The 15,424-nt window shown below is 64.5% G+C and carries 14 protein-coding genes and 1 pseudogene; 10 read left to right on the top strand and 5 right to left on the bottom strand.

Features of this window, described 5'->3' with window-relative positions:
- Window positions 1-49: 49 nt before the first annotated feature.
- The 3 genes from LB535_RS11930 (at window position 50) to LB535_RS11920 (ending at window position 3,236) form a co-directional block, all read left to right on the top strand.
- Complete coding sequence (locus LB535_RS11930; RefSeq protein ID WP_140840913.1) at window positions 50-781, top strand: MBL fold metallo-hydrolase; 732 nt, start codon at window positions 50-52, stop codon at window positions 779-781.
- Window positions 778-2,040 (top strand): MFS transporter, encoded by a 1,263-nt coding sequence (locus LB535_RS11925; RefSeq protein ID WP_224632298.1) that lies wholly within the window; start codon window positions 778-780, stop codon window positions 2,038-2,040. The genes LB535_RS11930 and LB535_RS11925 overlap by 4 nt, the downstream gene beginning before the upstream one ends.
- 107 nt (window positions 2,041-2,147) lie before the next feature.
- Complete coding sequence (locus tag LB535_RS11920) at window positions 2,148-3,236, top strand: acyltransferase family protein (RefSeq protein WP_224632297.1); 1,089 nt, start codon at window positions 2,148-2,150, stop codon at window positions 3,234-3,236.
- A 25-nt stretch (window positions 3,237-3,261) separates the two neighbouring features.
- Here the strand turns inward: LB535_RS11920 and LB535_RS11915 are convergent, their stop codons facing one another.
- From LB535_RS11915 to LB535_RS11905, 3 genes are all read right to left on the bottom strand, one after another.
- Window positions 3,262-3,903 carry a DUF5074 domain-containing protein gene (locus LB535_RS11915; protein WP_224632296.1) on the bottom strand — a complete coding sequence of 214 codons (642 nt, stop codon included), beginning with the start codon at window positions 3,901-3,903 and terminating at the stop codon, window positions 3,262-3,264.
- 96 nt (window positions 3,904-3,999) lie between these two features.
- Window positions 4,000-5,004 carry a zinc-dependent alcohol dehydrogenase family protein gene (locus LB535_RS11910; protein ID WP_224632295.1) on the bottom strand — a complete coding sequence of 335 codons (1,005 nt, stop codon included), beginning with the start codon at window positions 5,002-5,004 and terminating at the stop codon, window positions 4,000-4,002.
- A gap of 33 nt (window positions 5,005-5,037) precedes the next feature.
- Entirely contained in the window at window positions 5,038-6,258 is a 1,221-nt protein-coding gene (locus LB535_RS11905; RefSeq protein ID WP_224632294.1) for a helix-turn-helix domain-containing protein, read from the bottom strand.
- A 120-nt stretch (window positions 6,259-6,378) separates the two neighbouring features.
- Here LB535_RS11905 and LB535_RS11900 point away from each other — a divergent pair, with 120 nt between their 5' ends.
- The 4 genes from LB535_RS11900 (at window position 6,379) to LB535_RS11885 (ending at window position 9,337) form a co-directional block, all read left to right on the top strand.
- Window positions 6,379-7,128, top strand: coding sequence for a DUF899 domain-containing protein (locus tag LB535_RS11900; RefSeq protein WP_095767840.1), 750 nt, complete (start codon window positions 6,379-6,381; stop codon window positions 7,126-7,128).
- A gap of 103 nt (window positions 7,129-7,231) precedes the next feature.
- Window positions 7,232-7,474 (top strand): hypothetical protein, encoded by a 243-nt coding sequence (locus LB535_RS11895; protein ID WP_411962551.1) that lies wholly within the window; start codon window positions 7,232-7,234, stop codon window positions 7,472-7,474.
- A 119-nt stretch (window positions 7,475-7,593) separates the two neighbouring features.
- Window positions 7,594-8,652, top strand: a complete 1,059-nt coding sequence (locus tag LB535_RS11890; protein WP_224632293.1) for an aminopeptidase — start codon at window positions 7,594-7,596, stop codon at window positions 8,650-8,652.
- Between the two features lie 37 nt (window positions 8,653-8,689).
- Complete coding sequence (locus tag LB535_RS11885) at window positions 8,690-9,337, top strand: class I SAM-dependent methyltransferase (protein WP_224632292.1); 648 nt, start codon at window positions 8,690-8,692, stop codon at window positions 9,335-9,337.
- 76 nt (window positions 9,338-9,413) lie between these two features.
- Here the strand turns inward: LB535_RS11885 and LB535_RS11880 are convergent.
- Window positions 9,414-9,590, bottom strand: a pseudogene (locus LB535_RS11880) (helix-turn-helix domain-containing protein); the annotation flags it as partial.
- Between the two features lie 229 nt (window positions 9,591-9,819).
- Here LB535_RS11880 and LB535_RS11875 point away from each other — a divergent pair.
- From LB535_RS11875 to LB535_RS11865, 3 genes are all read left to right on the top strand, one after another.
- Complete coding sequence (locus LB535_RS11875) at window positions 9,820-11,016, top strand: glycosyltransferase family 87 protein (protein ID WP_224632291.1); 1,197 nt, start codon at window positions 9,820-9,822, stop codon at window positions 11,014-11,016.
- A 134-nt stretch (window positions 11,017-11,150) separates the two neighbouring features.
- Entirely contained in the window at window positions 11,151-12,611 is a 1,461-nt protein-coding gene (locus LB535_RS11870; protein ID WP_224632290.1) for a phospholipase D-like domain-containing protein, read from the top strand.
- 24 nt (window positions 12,612-12,635) lie between these two features.
- Window positions 12,636-13,442: an endonuclease/exonuclease/phosphatase family protein gene (locus LB535_RS11865; protein WP_181170758.1), complete on the top strand. Its 807-nt coding sequence runs from the start codon at window positions 12,636-12,638 to the stop codon at window positions 13,440-13,442.
- 12 nt (window positions 13,443-13,454) lie between these two features.
- Here the strand turns inward: LB535_RS11865 and LB535_RS11860 are convergent, their stop codons facing one another.
- Entirely contained in the window at window positions 13,455-15,419 is a 1,965-nt protein-coding gene (locus LB535_RS11860) for a glycoside hydrolase family 127 protein (protein WP_224632289.1), read from the bottom strand.
- Window positions 15,420-15,424: the final 5 nt, after the last annotated feature.

The following is a 15,424-nucleotide window of genomic DNA, read 5'->3' as shown; positions in this document are numbered from 1 at the left end:
CAAGCAGAGCGGCTCCCCGGGGCGCAGCCGCTCGTTCGGAGGAAAAGCGATGATTCTCAGGCAGTTCCTGCACAACGATCCGGTTGCCGCCTCCTATCTGTTCGGCTGCGGCGGCAAGGCTTCCGCGGCCGTGGTCGACCCGGTCGGCGACATCGCGCCCTATGTTGATGCGGCGCGCGCGACCGGCATGCGCATCCTCTATGTCGTCGACACGCATATCCATGCCGACCACATCTCGGCCGGACGCTCGTTGGCCGAGGCGACGGGCGCAGAATACGTGCTGTTCGAAGGGGCCGAAGCAGGCTTCCCGTTCCGGCGTGTCAAGGATGGCGAGGTGCTCGAGCTCGGCAATGTCACGGCGACGGTCTTGCATACACCGGGCCATACGCCGGAGCATCTGAGCCTGTTGGTCACCGACCGGACGCGGTCGGCCGAGCCTTGGTTCGTGCTCACCGGGCACACGCTGATGGTCGGCGATCTCGGCCGCACCGAGCTTGCTTCAAGCGCCGAGGACGGGGCGCGCGCGCTTTATGCCAGCGTGCGCCGCCTGAAGGAACTGCCCGATCATATCGAGGTGCTGCCCGGCGCCTATTCGGGCTCGGTCTGCGGCCGCTCGCTGAGCGGTAAGCCTACATCGACCATCGGCTTCGAGCGACGCTTCAACAAGGCGTTCCGCATCGAGGATGAGGGTGAGTTCGTCGCAGCCATGACCGCCGACATCCCTCCCCCGCCGCCGCAGGCCGCCCGGACCCGGGCCGTCAACGCCGGAGCGAAATCTTGAACATAGCGGCGTCTGCCGTCGCGCTCGGCCTCAAGGCCAACTGGAAGCAGTTTTCGCTCCTGGTGCTGATCAACGCCTTCGTCGGCGGCATGGTCGGAATCGAACGGACCGTCGTCCCGCTGATCGGCGCGGAGGAGTTCGGCGTTGCCTCGACCACTCTGGTCGTCTCCTTCATCGTCAGCTTCGGTGTGGTCAAGGCCTGCGCCAACCTCGTCTCTGGCCAGCTTGCCGACAGATGGGGCCGCAAGCGCGTCCTGATCCTCGGCTGGCTGTTCGGCCTGCCGGTGCCCTTCATCATCATCTGGGCGCCGAGCTGGGGCTGGATCGTCGCCGCCAACGCGCTGCTCGGCATCAACCAGGGCTTCGCGTGGTCGATGACCGTGATCATGAAGGTCGACCTGGTCGGACCGAAGTCGCGCGGGCTCGCCGTCGGCCTCAACGAATTCGCCGGCTACCTCGCCGTCGGCGTCACCGCTTTCCTGACCGGCTATCTTGCGAGCCGCTACGGCTTTCGTCCCGTGCCGATCTATCTCGGCGCCGGCTACGCGATCCTGGGTGCGGCGCTGTCGATCCTGCTCGTGCGCGACACGCGCGAGCATCTGCGGCTGGAGCTGGCCAACCATCCAAGACAAGCTTCCCCGCTCAGCTTCCGCGAGATCTTCATGCTGACCTCGTTCGGGGACCGCAATCTGTTCGCAGCCTCGCAGGCCGGCCTGGTGAACAACCTCAACGACGGCATGAGCTGGGGGCTGTTTCCGCTCTTCTTCGTTGCCAATGGGCTCGGCATCGAGCGCATCGGCATTCTCAAGGCGGTCTATCCGGCGGTGTGGGGCATCCTCCAGGTCGCGACCGGGCCGTTGAGCGACCGCTGGGGCCGCAAGGGGCTGATCGTCGCCGGCATGTGGGTGCAGGCGGCGGGGCTTCTCACCACCGCCATGATGCGCGAATTCGGCTGGTGGCTGCTGGCCAGCCTTTTGCTCGGCCTCGGCACGGCAATGGTCTATCCGTGCCTGATCGCGGCGGTGTCGGACGCATCGCACCCTTCCTGGCGGGCGCGCTCGCTCAGCGTCTATCGCTTCTGGCGCGACCTCGGCTATGCGATCGGGGCGCTGTCCGCCGGCCTGATCGCCGACTTCTTCGGCTTCGTTGCGGCGATCGCGGCCATTGCCGCATTGACCTTCCTGTCGGGCGCGATCGTCGCGGTAACGATGCGCGAGCCGCGTTCCGCCACCGTGGTTCCGACATCGGGCGATCGTTGAGACCGCCTCGGAAACGAAGGCCGTGTTTACGTTAATGGAAGCTTGAAGCTGCGCGGGATGTGCCTGTCCGCTACAATCTGAACAGGTACATTTCCTCGAGATCGTTCATGAGCAACCCGAACCGCATGCCGTGGGTGGACACGGCAAAAGGTCTTTCCATCATTCTGGTGGTGATGATGTATGCCGCCTACAACACCGGCGAATATACCGGCGGCGCCGGCTTCCTGCATTATGTCATCGGCTTCGCGACGCCGTTCCGGATGCCGGAATTCTTCCTGATCTCGGGCCTGTTCCTGTCGCAGGTGATCGACCGTCCATGGCGGCGCTATATCGACCGCCGCGTCGTCCACTACCTCTATTTCTACGTGCTTTGGGCGATCATCTCGATCGGACTGAAGATCGGCATCTTCAGCCGCGACCCCGCCGGCATGCTGCATGATCTCGCGATGGCCGCCGTCCAGCCATACGGCGTGTTGTGGTTCATCTACATGCTGGCGGTGTTCGGGATCGTCATCCGCGTGCTGCGCGAGCTTCGCGTGCCGCACTGGGTCGTCATCTTGGCTGCGGCTGCGCTGCAAATGTGGGCGCCGAAGCCGGACAGCTACGCGCTTGAGCAGTTCGCGGCCTATTTCGTGTTCTTCTATCTCGGCTTCGTGCTCGCGCCGCCGATATTCCGGCTGGTGGAGTGGACGCAGGCACGGCCGGCGATCGCCGTTCTCGGCCTGCTCGCCTGGGCGATCGTCAACGGCCTGCTCGTCTATTCGCCGGGCTATGCCATGCAGCCGGTCGGCATGCAGATGGGACTGGCGGCATGGCCGCCGCTGCATCTGTCGCTTGCCGTCGCCGGCGCCGTGGCGCTCTGCGTTGCCGGCGGTTTCCTGTCGAAATTCGCTTCCATGGAATGGCTGCGCTGGCTCGGCGAGCATTCGCTGGTCGTCTATGTCGCCTTCACCATCCCGATGTCGATCTTCCGGGGCGTCATGCTGGCGAGCGGTCTCCTCACCGATACCGGCATGCTCAGCCTGGCGGTGCTGCTGGTCTCGGTCATAAGCCCGGTGGTGCTCTACTTCATCGTCCAGCGCGTCGGCTTCGGCACCTTCCTGTTCGAGCGGCCGGCCTGGGCGCATTTCGACAGGCCGACAGCCGCCAAGGCCTCCAGCAAGTCCATGACCCGGCCGGCACGCGAGGCGGCCTGACCGGGCCGCCCGTTCCGGCCATCCGTTATTTGCTAGCGTCGTATCCCGGCCGGCGCACGGCCCTGATCTTGCCGCTGCTGCCGCCGCCGCAGAAGAAGCAGCCGTCGCCATCGGATTCCAGTCCCGACACACCGGAGGGCATCGCTACCTCCTGCAGCACGTCACCCGTCTCGGGATCGATGCGCAGCAGATCGCCCTCCTCACCTTCCCAAGTGGCATGCCAGAGTTCGCCGTCGATCCAGGTGACGCCGGTGACGACGCGCTTCGACTCGATGCTACGGATCACCTCACCCGTTTCAGGATTGATCTGGTGGATCTTATGGGCCCTGTATTCGCCGACCCAGAGCGAACCTTCGGCCCAGGCCATACCTGAATCGCCGCCATTGCCCGGTGCGGGAATGGTGGCGACGACCTCGCCGGTCTTGGGGTCGACCTTGTGAATGCGGTCCTCGGCGATCTGGTAGAGGTGCTCGCCGTCGAAAGCGGTTCCGGCATGCGAGGCGACGTCGATCGATTGCACGATGGTGCCACTCTCCGGGTCGAGGGCCTTCAACTTGTCGCCGGTGGCAAACCAGACATTCTTGCCATCGTAGGTGACGCCATTGACGCGCTCGGCGTCCGGAAAGGGTCCATATTCGCGCAGGATCTCGGCAGCGGCTCTTTTCATCTTCCAATCCTCATCGGTCTCTTGTGTCAGCTTCGACTTTAGCCGCTCTGCTGCAAACCTGGGAGCAACAACACAGTCGGGAATTTATGAACCGCCTCAAAGCTCGATGCAGACCTTGCCGAAATGCTTCTGGCTCTTATACGCCCGGAAAGCCGAGGCAATATCGCGCAGCGGAAAGCTGCGGCCGATAACAGGCCTCAGGCCGTTGGCCGTTATCGCCCGGATCATATCTTCCTGGTCAGCTCTGCTGCCGATGGAAATTCCATTGATGCGGATCTGATTGGAAAACAGCGCCGGGATCGACACTTCTGCGGCAAAGCCGGTCAACACGCCGATCAGCGCGATATGGCCGCCCATCCTGCAAGCCGTTATCGACTGCGCCAGCGTGCCGGGGCCGCCGACCTCGACCACGTGATCGACACCGCGTCCATCGGTCAGGTCCCTGGCCTTCCGGCCCCAGTCCGGCACGGCCTTGTAATTGATAAGATGATCGGCGCCGAGCCGCCTGAGCTTTTCGAGCTTGTCATCGGAGGAAGATGTCGCGATGACACGGGCGCCCGCCATCTTGGCGAACTGCAGCGCGAACAACGACACGCTGCCCGCGCCGAGGACCAGCACCGTATCGCCAGCCCTCACCTGACCGCACACCACCAGTGCCCTCCAGGCGGTTACCCCGGCGCAACTGAGTGTAGCCGCCTCCATATGGGTGTAACCCGCCGGCGCTTTCGTGAAAGCATGCCACGGCATCGAGGCATATTCCCTTGCATAGCCATCGACATCATCGCCCGGTTCGCCCTGCTTGGTGGCAGGCGTAGCCTCGCCACCAAGCCAATTGGGCCAATAGCAGCTGACAACGGCATCGCCGGTCTCGAATGCGTCGACGCCCTCTCCGACGGCAATCACCTCGCCAGCACCATCGGACAGCGGAATGCGGCCGTCGGCGCAGGGCTTTTTGCCCGTTGCAACCATGCTGTCGTGGAAGTTCAGCGAGCATGCCCGGATTCGGACCAGCAACTCGCCCGGTCCGGGCTCGGGCCGATCTTCCTCGACCAGCGTGAGTTGTTCCAGGCCGCCGGGCGCTCTTAATCTGATCAGTTTCATGACGTCTCTCCCTCGATGCCGAGTACCGGCAAACTAGTCGCTCGGCAGCGGACCGGGGAGTAACAAGACAGTCGGGAATCCGGTGACCGGCGGCATCATCCAGCGGCGCGCCCGGCCGCGGCCCACCGCCTGCACCTTGTGCTCGGCCGACAACTGCTCCAGCGCCCGCTGCACGGTGCGCGCGCTGGCGCCAAGCGCGATCGCCAGCGCCGAGCTCGACCAGGCCTCGCCATCGGTCAGGAAGGCAAGCACCGCGCCATGCTCATCCTCGACCGGCGGCGCCAGCAGGACGATCTCGGCGGCGTTCAGCGGCGTCAACGCAAAGCCACCTGTTGTTGCGTTGATCTCGGCCAAGCCGGCGAGCTCGGCGCGGAGCCGCCCCATCTCGACCCTGAGCCGCGCGCGGTGCGACTCGTCGGCGTGCCTCGCGCGGAACGCGCGCCTCAGCAATGTCTCGCGCGAGGCATCCGCCGGCCAGGTTTCGGCGAGCGTGCGCGCCAGCGCAAACAGCACCGGCCGGGTCGCCAGCGAGACCACGGCGCCGCCTTCGCGCACGACGTTGCGGCAAGCATCGATGACCAGCGCGCCGGACCCCAGCAGCGCCTCGACCTCGTCGAGCAGCAACTCTTTCTCCGCGCCGCGCGCGATCAGCCGGCCCACCGGCGTGTTCAGCACCAGGGACGCCGCTTCGACTTCGGCCTTCAATGCCGGGATGTTGGCTTGATAGGCGGCAAGCGATGCCCGGCCGAATGCCGAGCGCGCCGCCTTTGTTCTCAGGCGCCGGACGGCGATGCCAGCCGCGGCCAGTTCATGCGCGACGCGCGCCACCGGCGGCAGCGGCGTCGGATCGAAGTCCGCAAGCAGGCGCTCGGCCTCGTCGAGGCGGCCGACCAGGATGAGGCGGCGCGCCTCGAGGCTGCCGGCATAGGCGGCGTTCAGCCGGTCGCCATGCGCGGCGAGCGTCGCGCGGGCGGACCGCAGCGCCTTCTCCGGCCAGCCGAGGTCGCGCGAGACCAGCGCGATCTCGGCCTCGGCGACGACGCAGCGGGCGCGCGCCACCGCCTCCCTCGGACTGAAGGCGCGGGCGGCGTCCTTCAGCAGTGCCTTGGCCTTGGCGAAATCACCGAGCTGCGCCATCGCGATGCCGCGCAGGGCCAGCGCCGGCGCGTCGTCGCGCAGCGCAACGCGCTTCAAGGCGCCGAGCGGATCGCCCGCGGCAAGCGCGCGGCCGGCGGCATTGATCAGCGAATCCATGCCACCGTCTCAGCGCCCGCCGCAGCAAATCGCGTCACACTTGTAACTCTCACCATCGCAGTGCGCTGTCCTATGTCTGTCCTCGTCACCCCAACCAAACCCAAGAACGGGACAAGAGCAATGACCCAACATATGAAGACACCGCCGGTCGTTTCGCAGGAAGCGTGGGAAGGCGCCTATGAAGAGATGCTCGTGAAGGAAAAGGCGCTCACCCGCGCCCGCGACGCTTTGGCCGCCGAACGCCGCCGCATGCCGTGGATGGAAGTCAAGAAGGACTATGTGTTCGAAGGTCCGAACGGCAAGATGAGCCTGCTCGACCTCTTCGAAGGCCGCCGCCAGCTCGTCGTCTACCGCGCCTTCTTCGAGCCCGGCGTCTATGGCTGGCCCGAACATGCGTGCCGCGGCTGCTCGCTCGGCGCCGACCAGGTCGGCAACCTCGCGCATCTCAACGCCCGCGACACCACGCTTGCCTATGCCTCGCGCGCGCCACAGGCCGACATCCAGCGGCTGAAGCAGCGCATGGACTGGAAGATGCCCTGGTACACCATCACCGACAGCTGGGATAAGGATTTCGGCGTCGACGAATGGCATGGCCACAACGTCTTCATCCATGACGGCAAGCGCATCTTCCGCACTTATTTCGTCAACAACCGCGGCGACGAAGCCTTTGGCACCGTCTGGAGCTATCTCGACGTCACCCCGCTCGGGCGCCAGGAGGTATGGGAGGATTCGCCCGAGGGCTATCCGCAGACCCAGACCTACAAATGGTGGAACTGGCACGACAATTATGAGGAAGGCGCCGCCCCCGACCAGAGATGGGTCGAGGTCTCGGATGCCGGCGAAGCGGCGTTCCGCAACAAGAACGCCTGAGCGTGAAGCGGTTCCGGCGGCGCAAACCGCGCGCCGCCGGAGCCGATCGCCTCGCGCTTGTTCCAACGGGCTCGAACCCTGCCCGCATCAGAAGGTGGATATCATGAGCATCGACAATCCTGCCCCTCGCCCAAACGGCCTGATCGGCTTCAGCCTCGCCGACTGGCTCTGCCTCGCCGCGACGCCGACCTTCGCCACGATGGCGCTGCTCACGGCGGCCTATGGCGGCCAGGACATGATGTGCATGTCGGGCGCCTCGGCGCTCAGCGGCATGGTGCCGATGTATCTGTTGATGGCAGCGTTCCATCTGGCGCCGTGGCTGCGGTTGGCGGCGCGGCGGGGGTGATGGCCGCTGAGCAATCTAAAGTCCGACTCTGCCCCTCCAGGTCTTGACGAAAACAGGCGCGCCTGAGACACGGGAGCAGGCATTTGCTCCATGGGAGACGGGCACGCGGTGAGCAAGCTGTGAAGCGCGTTTTTCGATTGCTTGCCGCGGCGATCCTGGCGTCCGGCGTGACTGGATGTACCAGCATTTCCTACTACGCGCAGTCGTTGGAGGGCCATGTCGAGATCATGGCCGCGCGCAAGAATGTTGGAAGACTGATCCGCGATCCGTCGACGCCACAGGCGTTGCGCGCCAAATTGACCTCCGCCAGCGCCATACGCCGCTTTGCCACGGAAGAGCTGGCGCTGCCCGATAACAACAGCTACCGCAGTTATGTCGACGTCGGTCGGAACAATGTGACCTTGGCCGTGTTTGCTGCGCCGCAATTCTCGCTTGCGCCGATAACTTGGTGCTTTCCAGTCTTCGGCTGCGTTCCATACAAGGGATATTTTTCGCGCAAAGACGCGCTCGAAAGTGCTGCTGAACTGCAGCGGCAGGGGCTGGACGTCTATGTGTCGGGCGTCACCGCATATTCCACGCTGGGCTGGTTCAGCGATCCGCTGCTCAGCACCATGCTGCGTCAGGACGACACCTATCTCGCAAGCCTTATTTTCCATGAGCTGGCGCATCAGAAAGTCTATGTGAACGGCGACTCCACATTCAACGAGGCTTTCGCGGTTTCCGTCGAAACCACCGGTACGAGGAAATGGCTCCGCGCCACCGGCAATCGCGCCGGATTGCGCAGCTACGAAATCGATCGCAAGCGCAAGGCCGATTTTCTCGGACTGATATCGAAAACCCGGGATGAGCTGAGGCAGGTCTATGGAAGTCCCCGCAGCCCGCAGCAGATGACGGCCGCCAAAGCAGCCGCCATCGACAGGCTGCGGATGCGCTACCGGCAAATGCGCGACAGGCGATGGGCCGGATACCGGGGATATGATGCCTGGTTCGATAGCCCTATCAACAACGCAAAGCTCGCCGCGACCGCTGTCTACGGCGAACAGGTCCCGGCGTTTCTTCGCTTGTTCGACTTGTGCTCCGGCGACTACCCGAGGTTCTACGCTTCTGTTCGACGGATCGGAAATTTGCCCGCACCTTCCCGAGCCGAAGCGCTTAGAACCGTGGCTGCGTGCAATTGACTTATAAGGAATTCGGCACCCGGAGGCCGCGCGGACAATGTTGGACAATTATGAGGTGGACAGGTTCGGCGTGATCCACCAGATCGACTTCACACCGATCAAATACGACAAGAAATATATCTCCTATTATGAAGACCTGAGCGACCGGACCATCAAGCTCGGTTATCAGCGGCTTGGCTGGGTGCTTGGCATCACCGGCGAGATTCCTCATTCCGTGCTGGAAATCGGATATGGCACGGGCACGTTCATCGAAGCCGCGAAGATAACCGGCGTCGCCGATTGCGCCGGCTGCGATATCGCTGAATTCCCACTGCCCAAGGGTGTCCGCTTCGTCGATTGGGATGAGGCGCTCGCCGGCGCCTGGGACCTCGTCGCCATGTTCGACGTGCTGGAGCACATCCCCGATCTCGGCTTCCTTTCCCGGCTTCAGGCCCGCCACCTGGCTGTCGCCGTCCCCTATTGCCGCTGGCGCGAGCTCGGCGCCGAGGGCGACGCGTGGTTCGCCAAATGGCGCATGCGTCTGCCCAACGAGCACCTGCATCACTTCGACCGCGACTCGCTGGTGGCGCTCCTCGCGGCCAACGGTTTCGAATGCGTGACGCTGAACTGCTTCGAGGACGGGATCAGGCTACGGCCAGGCGAAGCAGGTCCGAACATTCTGTCGGGCTTCTTCAGGAAGCTTTAGGCCGGCGGCCTTGCCGACCGGCTCTAGCGCGCCGCGACACTATGCCGACCCGTGACCGCTGAGCGGCAATAGCGGACTACTCTTCCGAGGCGAGCTCGCCCAGATGGCGACGGATCCAGCTCATCTCCTCAGAAGCCGTGCGTCCAAAATGCCGCTTGAAGTCGCGGCTGAACTGAGCCGCGCTCGCGTAGCCGACCGAAGCCGCGACCTGAGATGCCGGCCGCTCCGCCATGGCGGTAACCTGTCTGGCGTCCTCTCCATCGCTGGCGAGAGCACCGCCCTTACAACCGATAGCCAGGCTGAGCCTCTGAACGGGTTTCCCTCGTCAATCGAATCTTAGGCAAAGCGGTGCAGGTTCGGCTGTCGGCGGGTGCCGACGCCGGATCCGGACCATGCTCGAACATCTTCGCACCGGCGATTGGCTGACCCGCGAGCGGGTCCGTTTCATCGCTGCCACCTTGCTGGTCTTTTACGTCGCAGCGATGGCCTTCCTGTTCGTGACCTCGAATGGCCGCGTCGATCGCTTTGATCGTCCGTTGGGCACCGACTATTCACAAGTCTGGACGGCGGGGCGCTTCGTGCTTGAAGGCCATCCGGAAAAACCGTTCGACAACGCGGCGCATGCGCGCCGGCAGCAGGAGTATTTCTCGCCTACGTCGGGCTTCTTTCACTGGGGTTATCCGCCCTATTTCCTGGTCGTCGCCGCATTATTCGCCCTGCTCCCCTATGCCTTCTCGCTACTGGTGTGGCAGGCCTCGACCTTGCTGCTTTATCTGGCGGCCGTGCGGCGCATCGCACCTTTCCAGGACTGCTTACTGGTAGCGGCGGCCTTTCCCGCGGTCTTTATCAACGTCGGCCATGGACACAATGGCTTCCTCAGCGCCGGCTTGATGGCTCTGGCATTGTTGGCGCTGGAACGACGGCCTGTCGTGGCCGGCATCCTGTTCGGCTTGCTTGCCTATAAGCCACAGTTCGGTTTGCTCATTCCCATCGCGCTTCTCGCCGGCGGCCAATGGCGCGCGATCGTCGCCGCCGGGGCAACGATCGTCGCGATGACGCTGGGAACGATGCTGGCCTTTGGCTGGGAAGCCTGGCGCGGTTTCTTCGACATGATGCATTTCTCGCGCGTGGTCATTTCCGAACAGGGCGCGACGGGCTGGTATAAGATTCAAACGATTTTCTCGGCGGCGCGAATGTGGGGCGGCTCGGTTCCGCTCGCCTATGTAGCGCAGGCCGTTTCCGCCTTAGGCTGTGCCGCCATCGTCGCCTGGATGTGGTTCAGCCGTGCCGACCGCCGGCTGGCGGCCGCCGCGCTGATGACCGGCGCTCTTCTGTCGACGCCCTATGCGCTGGACTATGACATGATGTTGCTCGGGCCGGCGCTGGCCTTCGTTATCGCCCATGGGCTGGAAAAAGGTTACCTCCCCTGGGAGAAAACGGCTCTCGCGGTCATCTGGGCCACACCATTGTTGGCCCGCGTGCTGACCATGACGACCTTCATTCCTGTCGGTCAGATTGCGATGGTGGCCTTCATGGCGATGATCTTCCATCGCGCATGGCGGAACGCCCGACACGGCGAGGAGCGGAGCAGCCAGGTGGGCCTGGCCGAGATGAGGCTCGAAGCGCGGGTCCAACACGCCCACAGGGATGGCCGTCGGAAGCCGCATTCAGCAATATGAGATGAGCCGCTGACTGTCCCTGGCGGCACTCGGTATCTCCTTTCGGCTCCGGACGGAACCGCTGCGTGCCTGCCCCTGGACCGCTTTGACCTGGCGCATTGCCTTCCGCGCCGGCTCGCACAATAGTCGGGCCGATGTTCGAGGCGATTGCGAGTCACTGGTCGACGCTTATCCTGATCCTGTCGCTGGCGATGGCGGCGGTGGGCATCGTCCACGCCATCATGACGAAGGAAGACGTGCGCGCGGCCACCGGCTGGGTGGGCGTGATGCTTCTGTCGCCTTTCCTCGGCGCGATCATCTACGCCATTGCCGGCATCAACCGGATCCGCCGCGCGACGATCAGCGCCATGCGGCCGGTCTCGCCCGAGGCCGCTGCCGCCAGGCATGACCGGGACGTCGCGCTGGAAGGCTTGATCAACGCCGAATTCGGCCAGCGTTTCACCGGGCTGAAGACGCTTGGCGACAGGGTGGCGCGGCGCCCGCTCACCTCGGGAAACACCATCGCCGTGCTCAAGACAGGCGACGAGGCCTATACGGCGATGTGCCGGGCGATCGATGCGGCGCAACGAAGCGTGCTTCTGGAAACTTATATTTTCGACAATGATGCGGTCGGGGCGCTTTTCGTCCAGTCGCTCGGCAATGCCGTCAAGCGCGGCGTCACCGTGCGCGTGCTGATCGACGCCGTCGGCGTGCGCTATTCGGTGCCCAGCATCCTGAAGCAGCTCAGGGAGGCCGACGTCACGGTCGATCTCTTCAACGGCAACATCGTCATGGGCCTGAGACTTCCCTATGCCAATCTCAGGACCCACAGGAAGATACTGATTATCGACGGCACGGTGGCGTTCACGGGAGGCATGAACATCCGCAAGGGATTCTCGGCCGAGCTCGCCGGTTCCGACAGTTCGCGGGACACCCATTTCGAGGTCACCGGGCCGGTGGTGGCGGATCTGTTCTCGGTGGCCGCCGAGGACTGGCGCTTCGCCGGCAACGAAGCCCTGAAGGACGGACCCTGGCAGGTCGAGCGTGTCGTGCCGCCGCCAGGGCAGCCGATGCTGGTGCGCGCGGTCGCGACCGGGCCGGACGCGTCCAACGAAACCAATCTCAAGCTGCTGATGGGAGCGTTTTCGGTCGCCCGCAAATCGATCCGCATCATGTCGCCCTATTTCCTGCCGGACCGGGAGTTCATCAGCGCGCTGACCACGGCCGGCCGGCGCGGCGTCGAAATCGACATCGTCGTGCCGGCGGTGAACAACCTCTTTCTCGTCGACCATGCGATGACGGCGCAGTTCGACCAGGTTTTGAAGCACTATTGCCGCGTCTGGCGCCACGACGGCGCTTTCGACCATTCGAAGTTGATGGCGATCGACGGCGTGTGGGCCTATGTCGGCTCTTCCAATCTGGACGCCCGCTCGCTGAGGCTGAATTTCGAGATCGACTTGGAAGTGCTGGACAAAAACTTCGCCGCCGAGATCGACGCCCGCATCGCGGCCGCCATCTCGACCGCCCAGCCGGTGACGCTGCAGACGCTGAAGGCAAGGCCGTTCGCAATCCGCGTCTTCGACCGTTTGCTGTGGCTGGGATCGCCCTATCTTTAGAGCAGGAAATCGAGCATCGGGATCATGGAGATAGACGACATCAAAGGACGCAGCCTGCCTGAGACCGTGCTGCTCTCGATCCGCAGCAGAAGCGCGCGCAAGGCGAAGGCGACGCCGCGCAAGCGCGTCAACGACACGGAGATCGTCGTCGCCTCCTACAACGTCCACAAATGCATCGGCACCGACCGCAGATTCGACCCCGAACGGACGGCGCGGGTCATCCGCGAAATGAGCCCCGACGTGATCGCGCTGCAGGAGGCCGACAACCGCTTCGGCGACAGGGCCGGGCTGCTCGACCTGGCCCGCCTGGAGCTGGAAACGGGGCTGGTGCCGGTGCCGGTCAGCGGCAACGGCAAGGGGCATGGCTGGCGCGGCAATGTGCTGTTGTTCAAGCGCGGCACCGTGCGCGACGTCCACCAGCTCAAGCTGCCCGGACTGGAGCCGCGCGGCGCGCTGGTCGCCGAGATCGATCTCGACGAGAAACGGTCGCTGCGCGTCATTGCCGCCCATCTCGGCCTGCTGCGCCGCTCGCGCTCGGAACAGGCCCGCGTCGTGCTCGACATCATGAGCAGCGCCGACGAGAGGCCGACGCTGCTTCTGGGTGACCTCAACGAATGGCGGCTCGGCAACCGCTCGGCGTTGAACACGCTGCACACGACCTTCGGCCCGACGCCGGCGGTGCCGACTTTCCCATCCGGCCTGCCGGTGCTGGCGCTCGACCGCATCATGGGCAACCGGCACGACCTGGTTTCAGGCGTCGAGGCGCATGACACGCCGCTGTCGCGCGTCGCCTCCGACCACCTGCCGCTGACGGCCTTCGTGCATCTTTGAGAGAGGCCGCTTCTACCCTTCCCTCAGCCAGACCAGCATCTCGCCTGGATCGCGATTGTCCCAGGCAAAATACGGGACCGCCTTGAGCTTCGTCTCCTGCGTCACCGGCGGTTCGGGGCGGTAGAGATCGGCGCCCCAGTTCTCGGTCTCGGCCCTGCTGCCGATGGCCGAGACCGTGACGATGCCGCCGAGCAGGTTCGGCTCCTTATGGGCCTCGAGCCTTGCCTCGCGCGGCAAGGCGATGCGATGCAGCCCGCCGCCATTGTCGGTTTCCTCAACGCAGTAGATCAGCGGGCCGCGCGCGAGCGCCACGCGGCCGACGTCCTGCCGCACCTGCGGATTGGCGAAGAGGCGCGCCATCGTCATTTCGAGATCGAGCTCGACCTTGTCGCCCTGGCGCCATTCGCGGCGGATCGCGGCATAGCCGTCTACCGTCGCGGCTTCCAGATCGACGAGCTTGCCGTTGACCCTAAGCGCCGCCTTGCGGCACCAGGCGGGTATGCGCAAGTGAAGCGTGAACTCTACGGGCGCCTCCGGCCCGACCGCGATCGCGACCGAGCCGTCCCAGGGATAGCTGCTGGTCTGGACGAGCGTCACCTGCCGGCCGGCGATCTCGAAGCGCGCAGTCGAATCGCCATAGAGATGTACCGCCAGCGCATCGTCGGCGAGGCCGTAGAAATAGCTGCCGATGGACGCCACCATGCGGCCGATATTGGGCGGGCAGCACGGGCAGCGGTGCCACTTCCAGCGATGATGGCCGCCGCGGCTCTCCAGCGGGTTCTCGTAGAAGAACAGCGAGCCGTCGAGCGACAGGCCGGAGATCGAGCCGTTGTACAAAGCGCGCTCCATCATGTCGGCGTAGCGGGCGTTCGGACCCATGCCGAGCATGCGGCTTGCCCAGAACACCAGGCCCACCGAAGCGCAGGTCTCGGCATAAGCGGTCTCGTTGGGCAGGTCGTAGTCGTTGGTGAAGCCTTCATTGTCGGCCGACGGACCGAGACCGCCGGTGACGTAAAGGCTCTTCGTCGTAAGATCGTCCCAGAGCCGCTCGAGCGCGACCTTCAGCGTATCGTCGCCATATTCGGTCGCGATGTCGGCCATGCCGGAATAGAGATACATCGCCCTCACCGCGTGGCCGACGACCTTGTCCTGCTCGCGCACCGGCTTGTGCGACTGGTTGTATTCATAGGTCTTGAAGTGGAAATCCTTGGGGTCGGCGCCGCGCGCCAGCGCCTCCTCATCGAAATAATGCGGCTGCTGGCCGCGCTGGTCGATGAAATACTTAGCCAGTTTCATATATTTGTCGTTGCCGGTCGCGCGCGCGAGCCGGACCAGCGCCAGCTCTATCTCCTCGTGGCCGCAATATCCCTTCCGCTTGCCGGGCTCGGGCCCGAAAGTGTCGGCGATGTGGTCGGCATAGCGGCTCATGATGTCGAGCAGCTTGCGTTTGCCGGTCGCCTGAAAGTAAGCGACGGCGCCCTCGATCAGATGCCCGGCGCAGTAAAGCTCGTGGCAGTCGCGCAGGTTGGTCCAGCGCAGGCCGGGCTGGATGCGCTGGTACCAGCTGGAGAGATAGCCGTCCTCCTGCTGCAGCTTGCCGTACATGTCGATGACGGCATCGATCTTCTTTTCCAGATCGGGGTTGCGGCGCCGGTAGAGCGAATAGGCCGCGGTCTCGATAGTCTTGCCCCAATCGGAATCCCAGAACATCTGCGTCGTCACGGTGCGCGCCGTGAAGCCGTCGCTGACATGGAAGGGGATGACGACGCCCGGCGACGGCACGTCCGGATCGATCTGCTCCAGCATGCGCGCCTCGACGCAACGGTCGTAGAGGATGCCGGCGGTCTTGGCGGCGACCGCGTCGACACGGTCGCCCCAGAAGCCGCGGACATCGACCTGCGGCACGGGAAGCGGCCGGAAAGCGAGCTTCGGCCTGGCGAAGGCGCCGGTCTGCGCGGCGGGCTGCGATGCGGTCATGATTT

Origin of the sequence: Mesorhizobium sp. CA10, from assembly GCF_020165285.1 — a bacterium.
In the GTDB taxonomy this organism is placed as follows: Bacteria; Pseudomonadota; Alphaproteobacteria; order Rhizobiales; family Rhizobiaceae; genus Mesorhizobium.
Note: the sequence above shows the minus strand (reverse complement) of the source record. Positions and strands in the feature narration are given on the sequence as shown.

What these genes read in the sequence shown, in the direction of transcription:
- LB535_RS11930 (WP_140840913.1), top strand. Translation starts at nt 50, where the DNA reads ATGATTCTCAGGCAGTTCCTGCACAACGATCCGGTTGCCGCCTCCTAT.
- LB535_RS11920 (WP_224632297.1), top strand. Translation starts at nt 2,148, where the DNA reads ATGAGCAACCCGAACCGCATGCCGTGGGTGGACACGGCAAAAGGTCTT.
- LB535_RS11915 (WP_224632296.1), bottom strand. Translation starts at nt 3,903, where the DNA reads ATGAAAAGAGCCGCTGCCGAGATCCTGCGCGAATATGGACCCTTTCCG.
- LB535_RS11910 (WP_224632295.1), bottom strand. Translation starts at nt 5,004, where the DNA reads ATGAAACTGATCAGATTAAGAGCGCCCGGCGGCCTGGAACAACTCACG.
- LB535_RS11905 (WP_224632294.1), bottom strand. Translation starts at nt 6,258, where the DNA reads ATGGATTCGCTGATCAATGCCGCCGGCCGCGCGCTTGCCGCGGGCGAT.
- LB535_RS11900 (WP_095767840.1), top strand. Translation starts at nt 6,379, where the DNA reads ATGACCCAACATATGAAGACACCGCCGGTCGTTTCGCAGGAAGCGTGG.
- LB535_RS11895 (WP_411962551.1), top strand. Translation starts at nt 7,232, where the DNA reads ATGAGCATCGACAATCCTGCCCCTCGCCCAAACGGCCTGATCGGCTTC.
- LB535_RS11885 (WP_224632292.1), top strand. Translation starts at nt 8,690, where the DNA reads ATGTTGGACAATTATGAGGTGGACAGGTTCGGCGTGATCCACCAGATC.
- LB535_RS11875 (WP_224632291.1), top strand. Translation starts at nt 9,820, where the DNA reads ATGGCCTTCCTGTTCGTGACCTCGAATGGCCGCGTCGATCGCTTTGAT.
- LB535_RS11870 (WP_224632290.1), top strand. Translation starts at nt 11,151, where the DNA reads ATGTTCGAGGCGATTGCGAGTCACTGGTCGACGCTTATCCTGATCCTG.
- LB535_RS11865 (WP_181170758.1), top strand. Translation starts at nt 12,636, where the DNA reads ATGGAGATAGACGACATCAAAGGACGCAGCCTGCCTGAGACCGTGCTG.
- LB535_RS11860 (WP_224632289.1), bottom strand. Translation starts at nt 15,419, where the DNA reads ATGACCGCATCGCAGCCCGCCGCGCAGACCGGCGCCTTCGCCAGGCCG.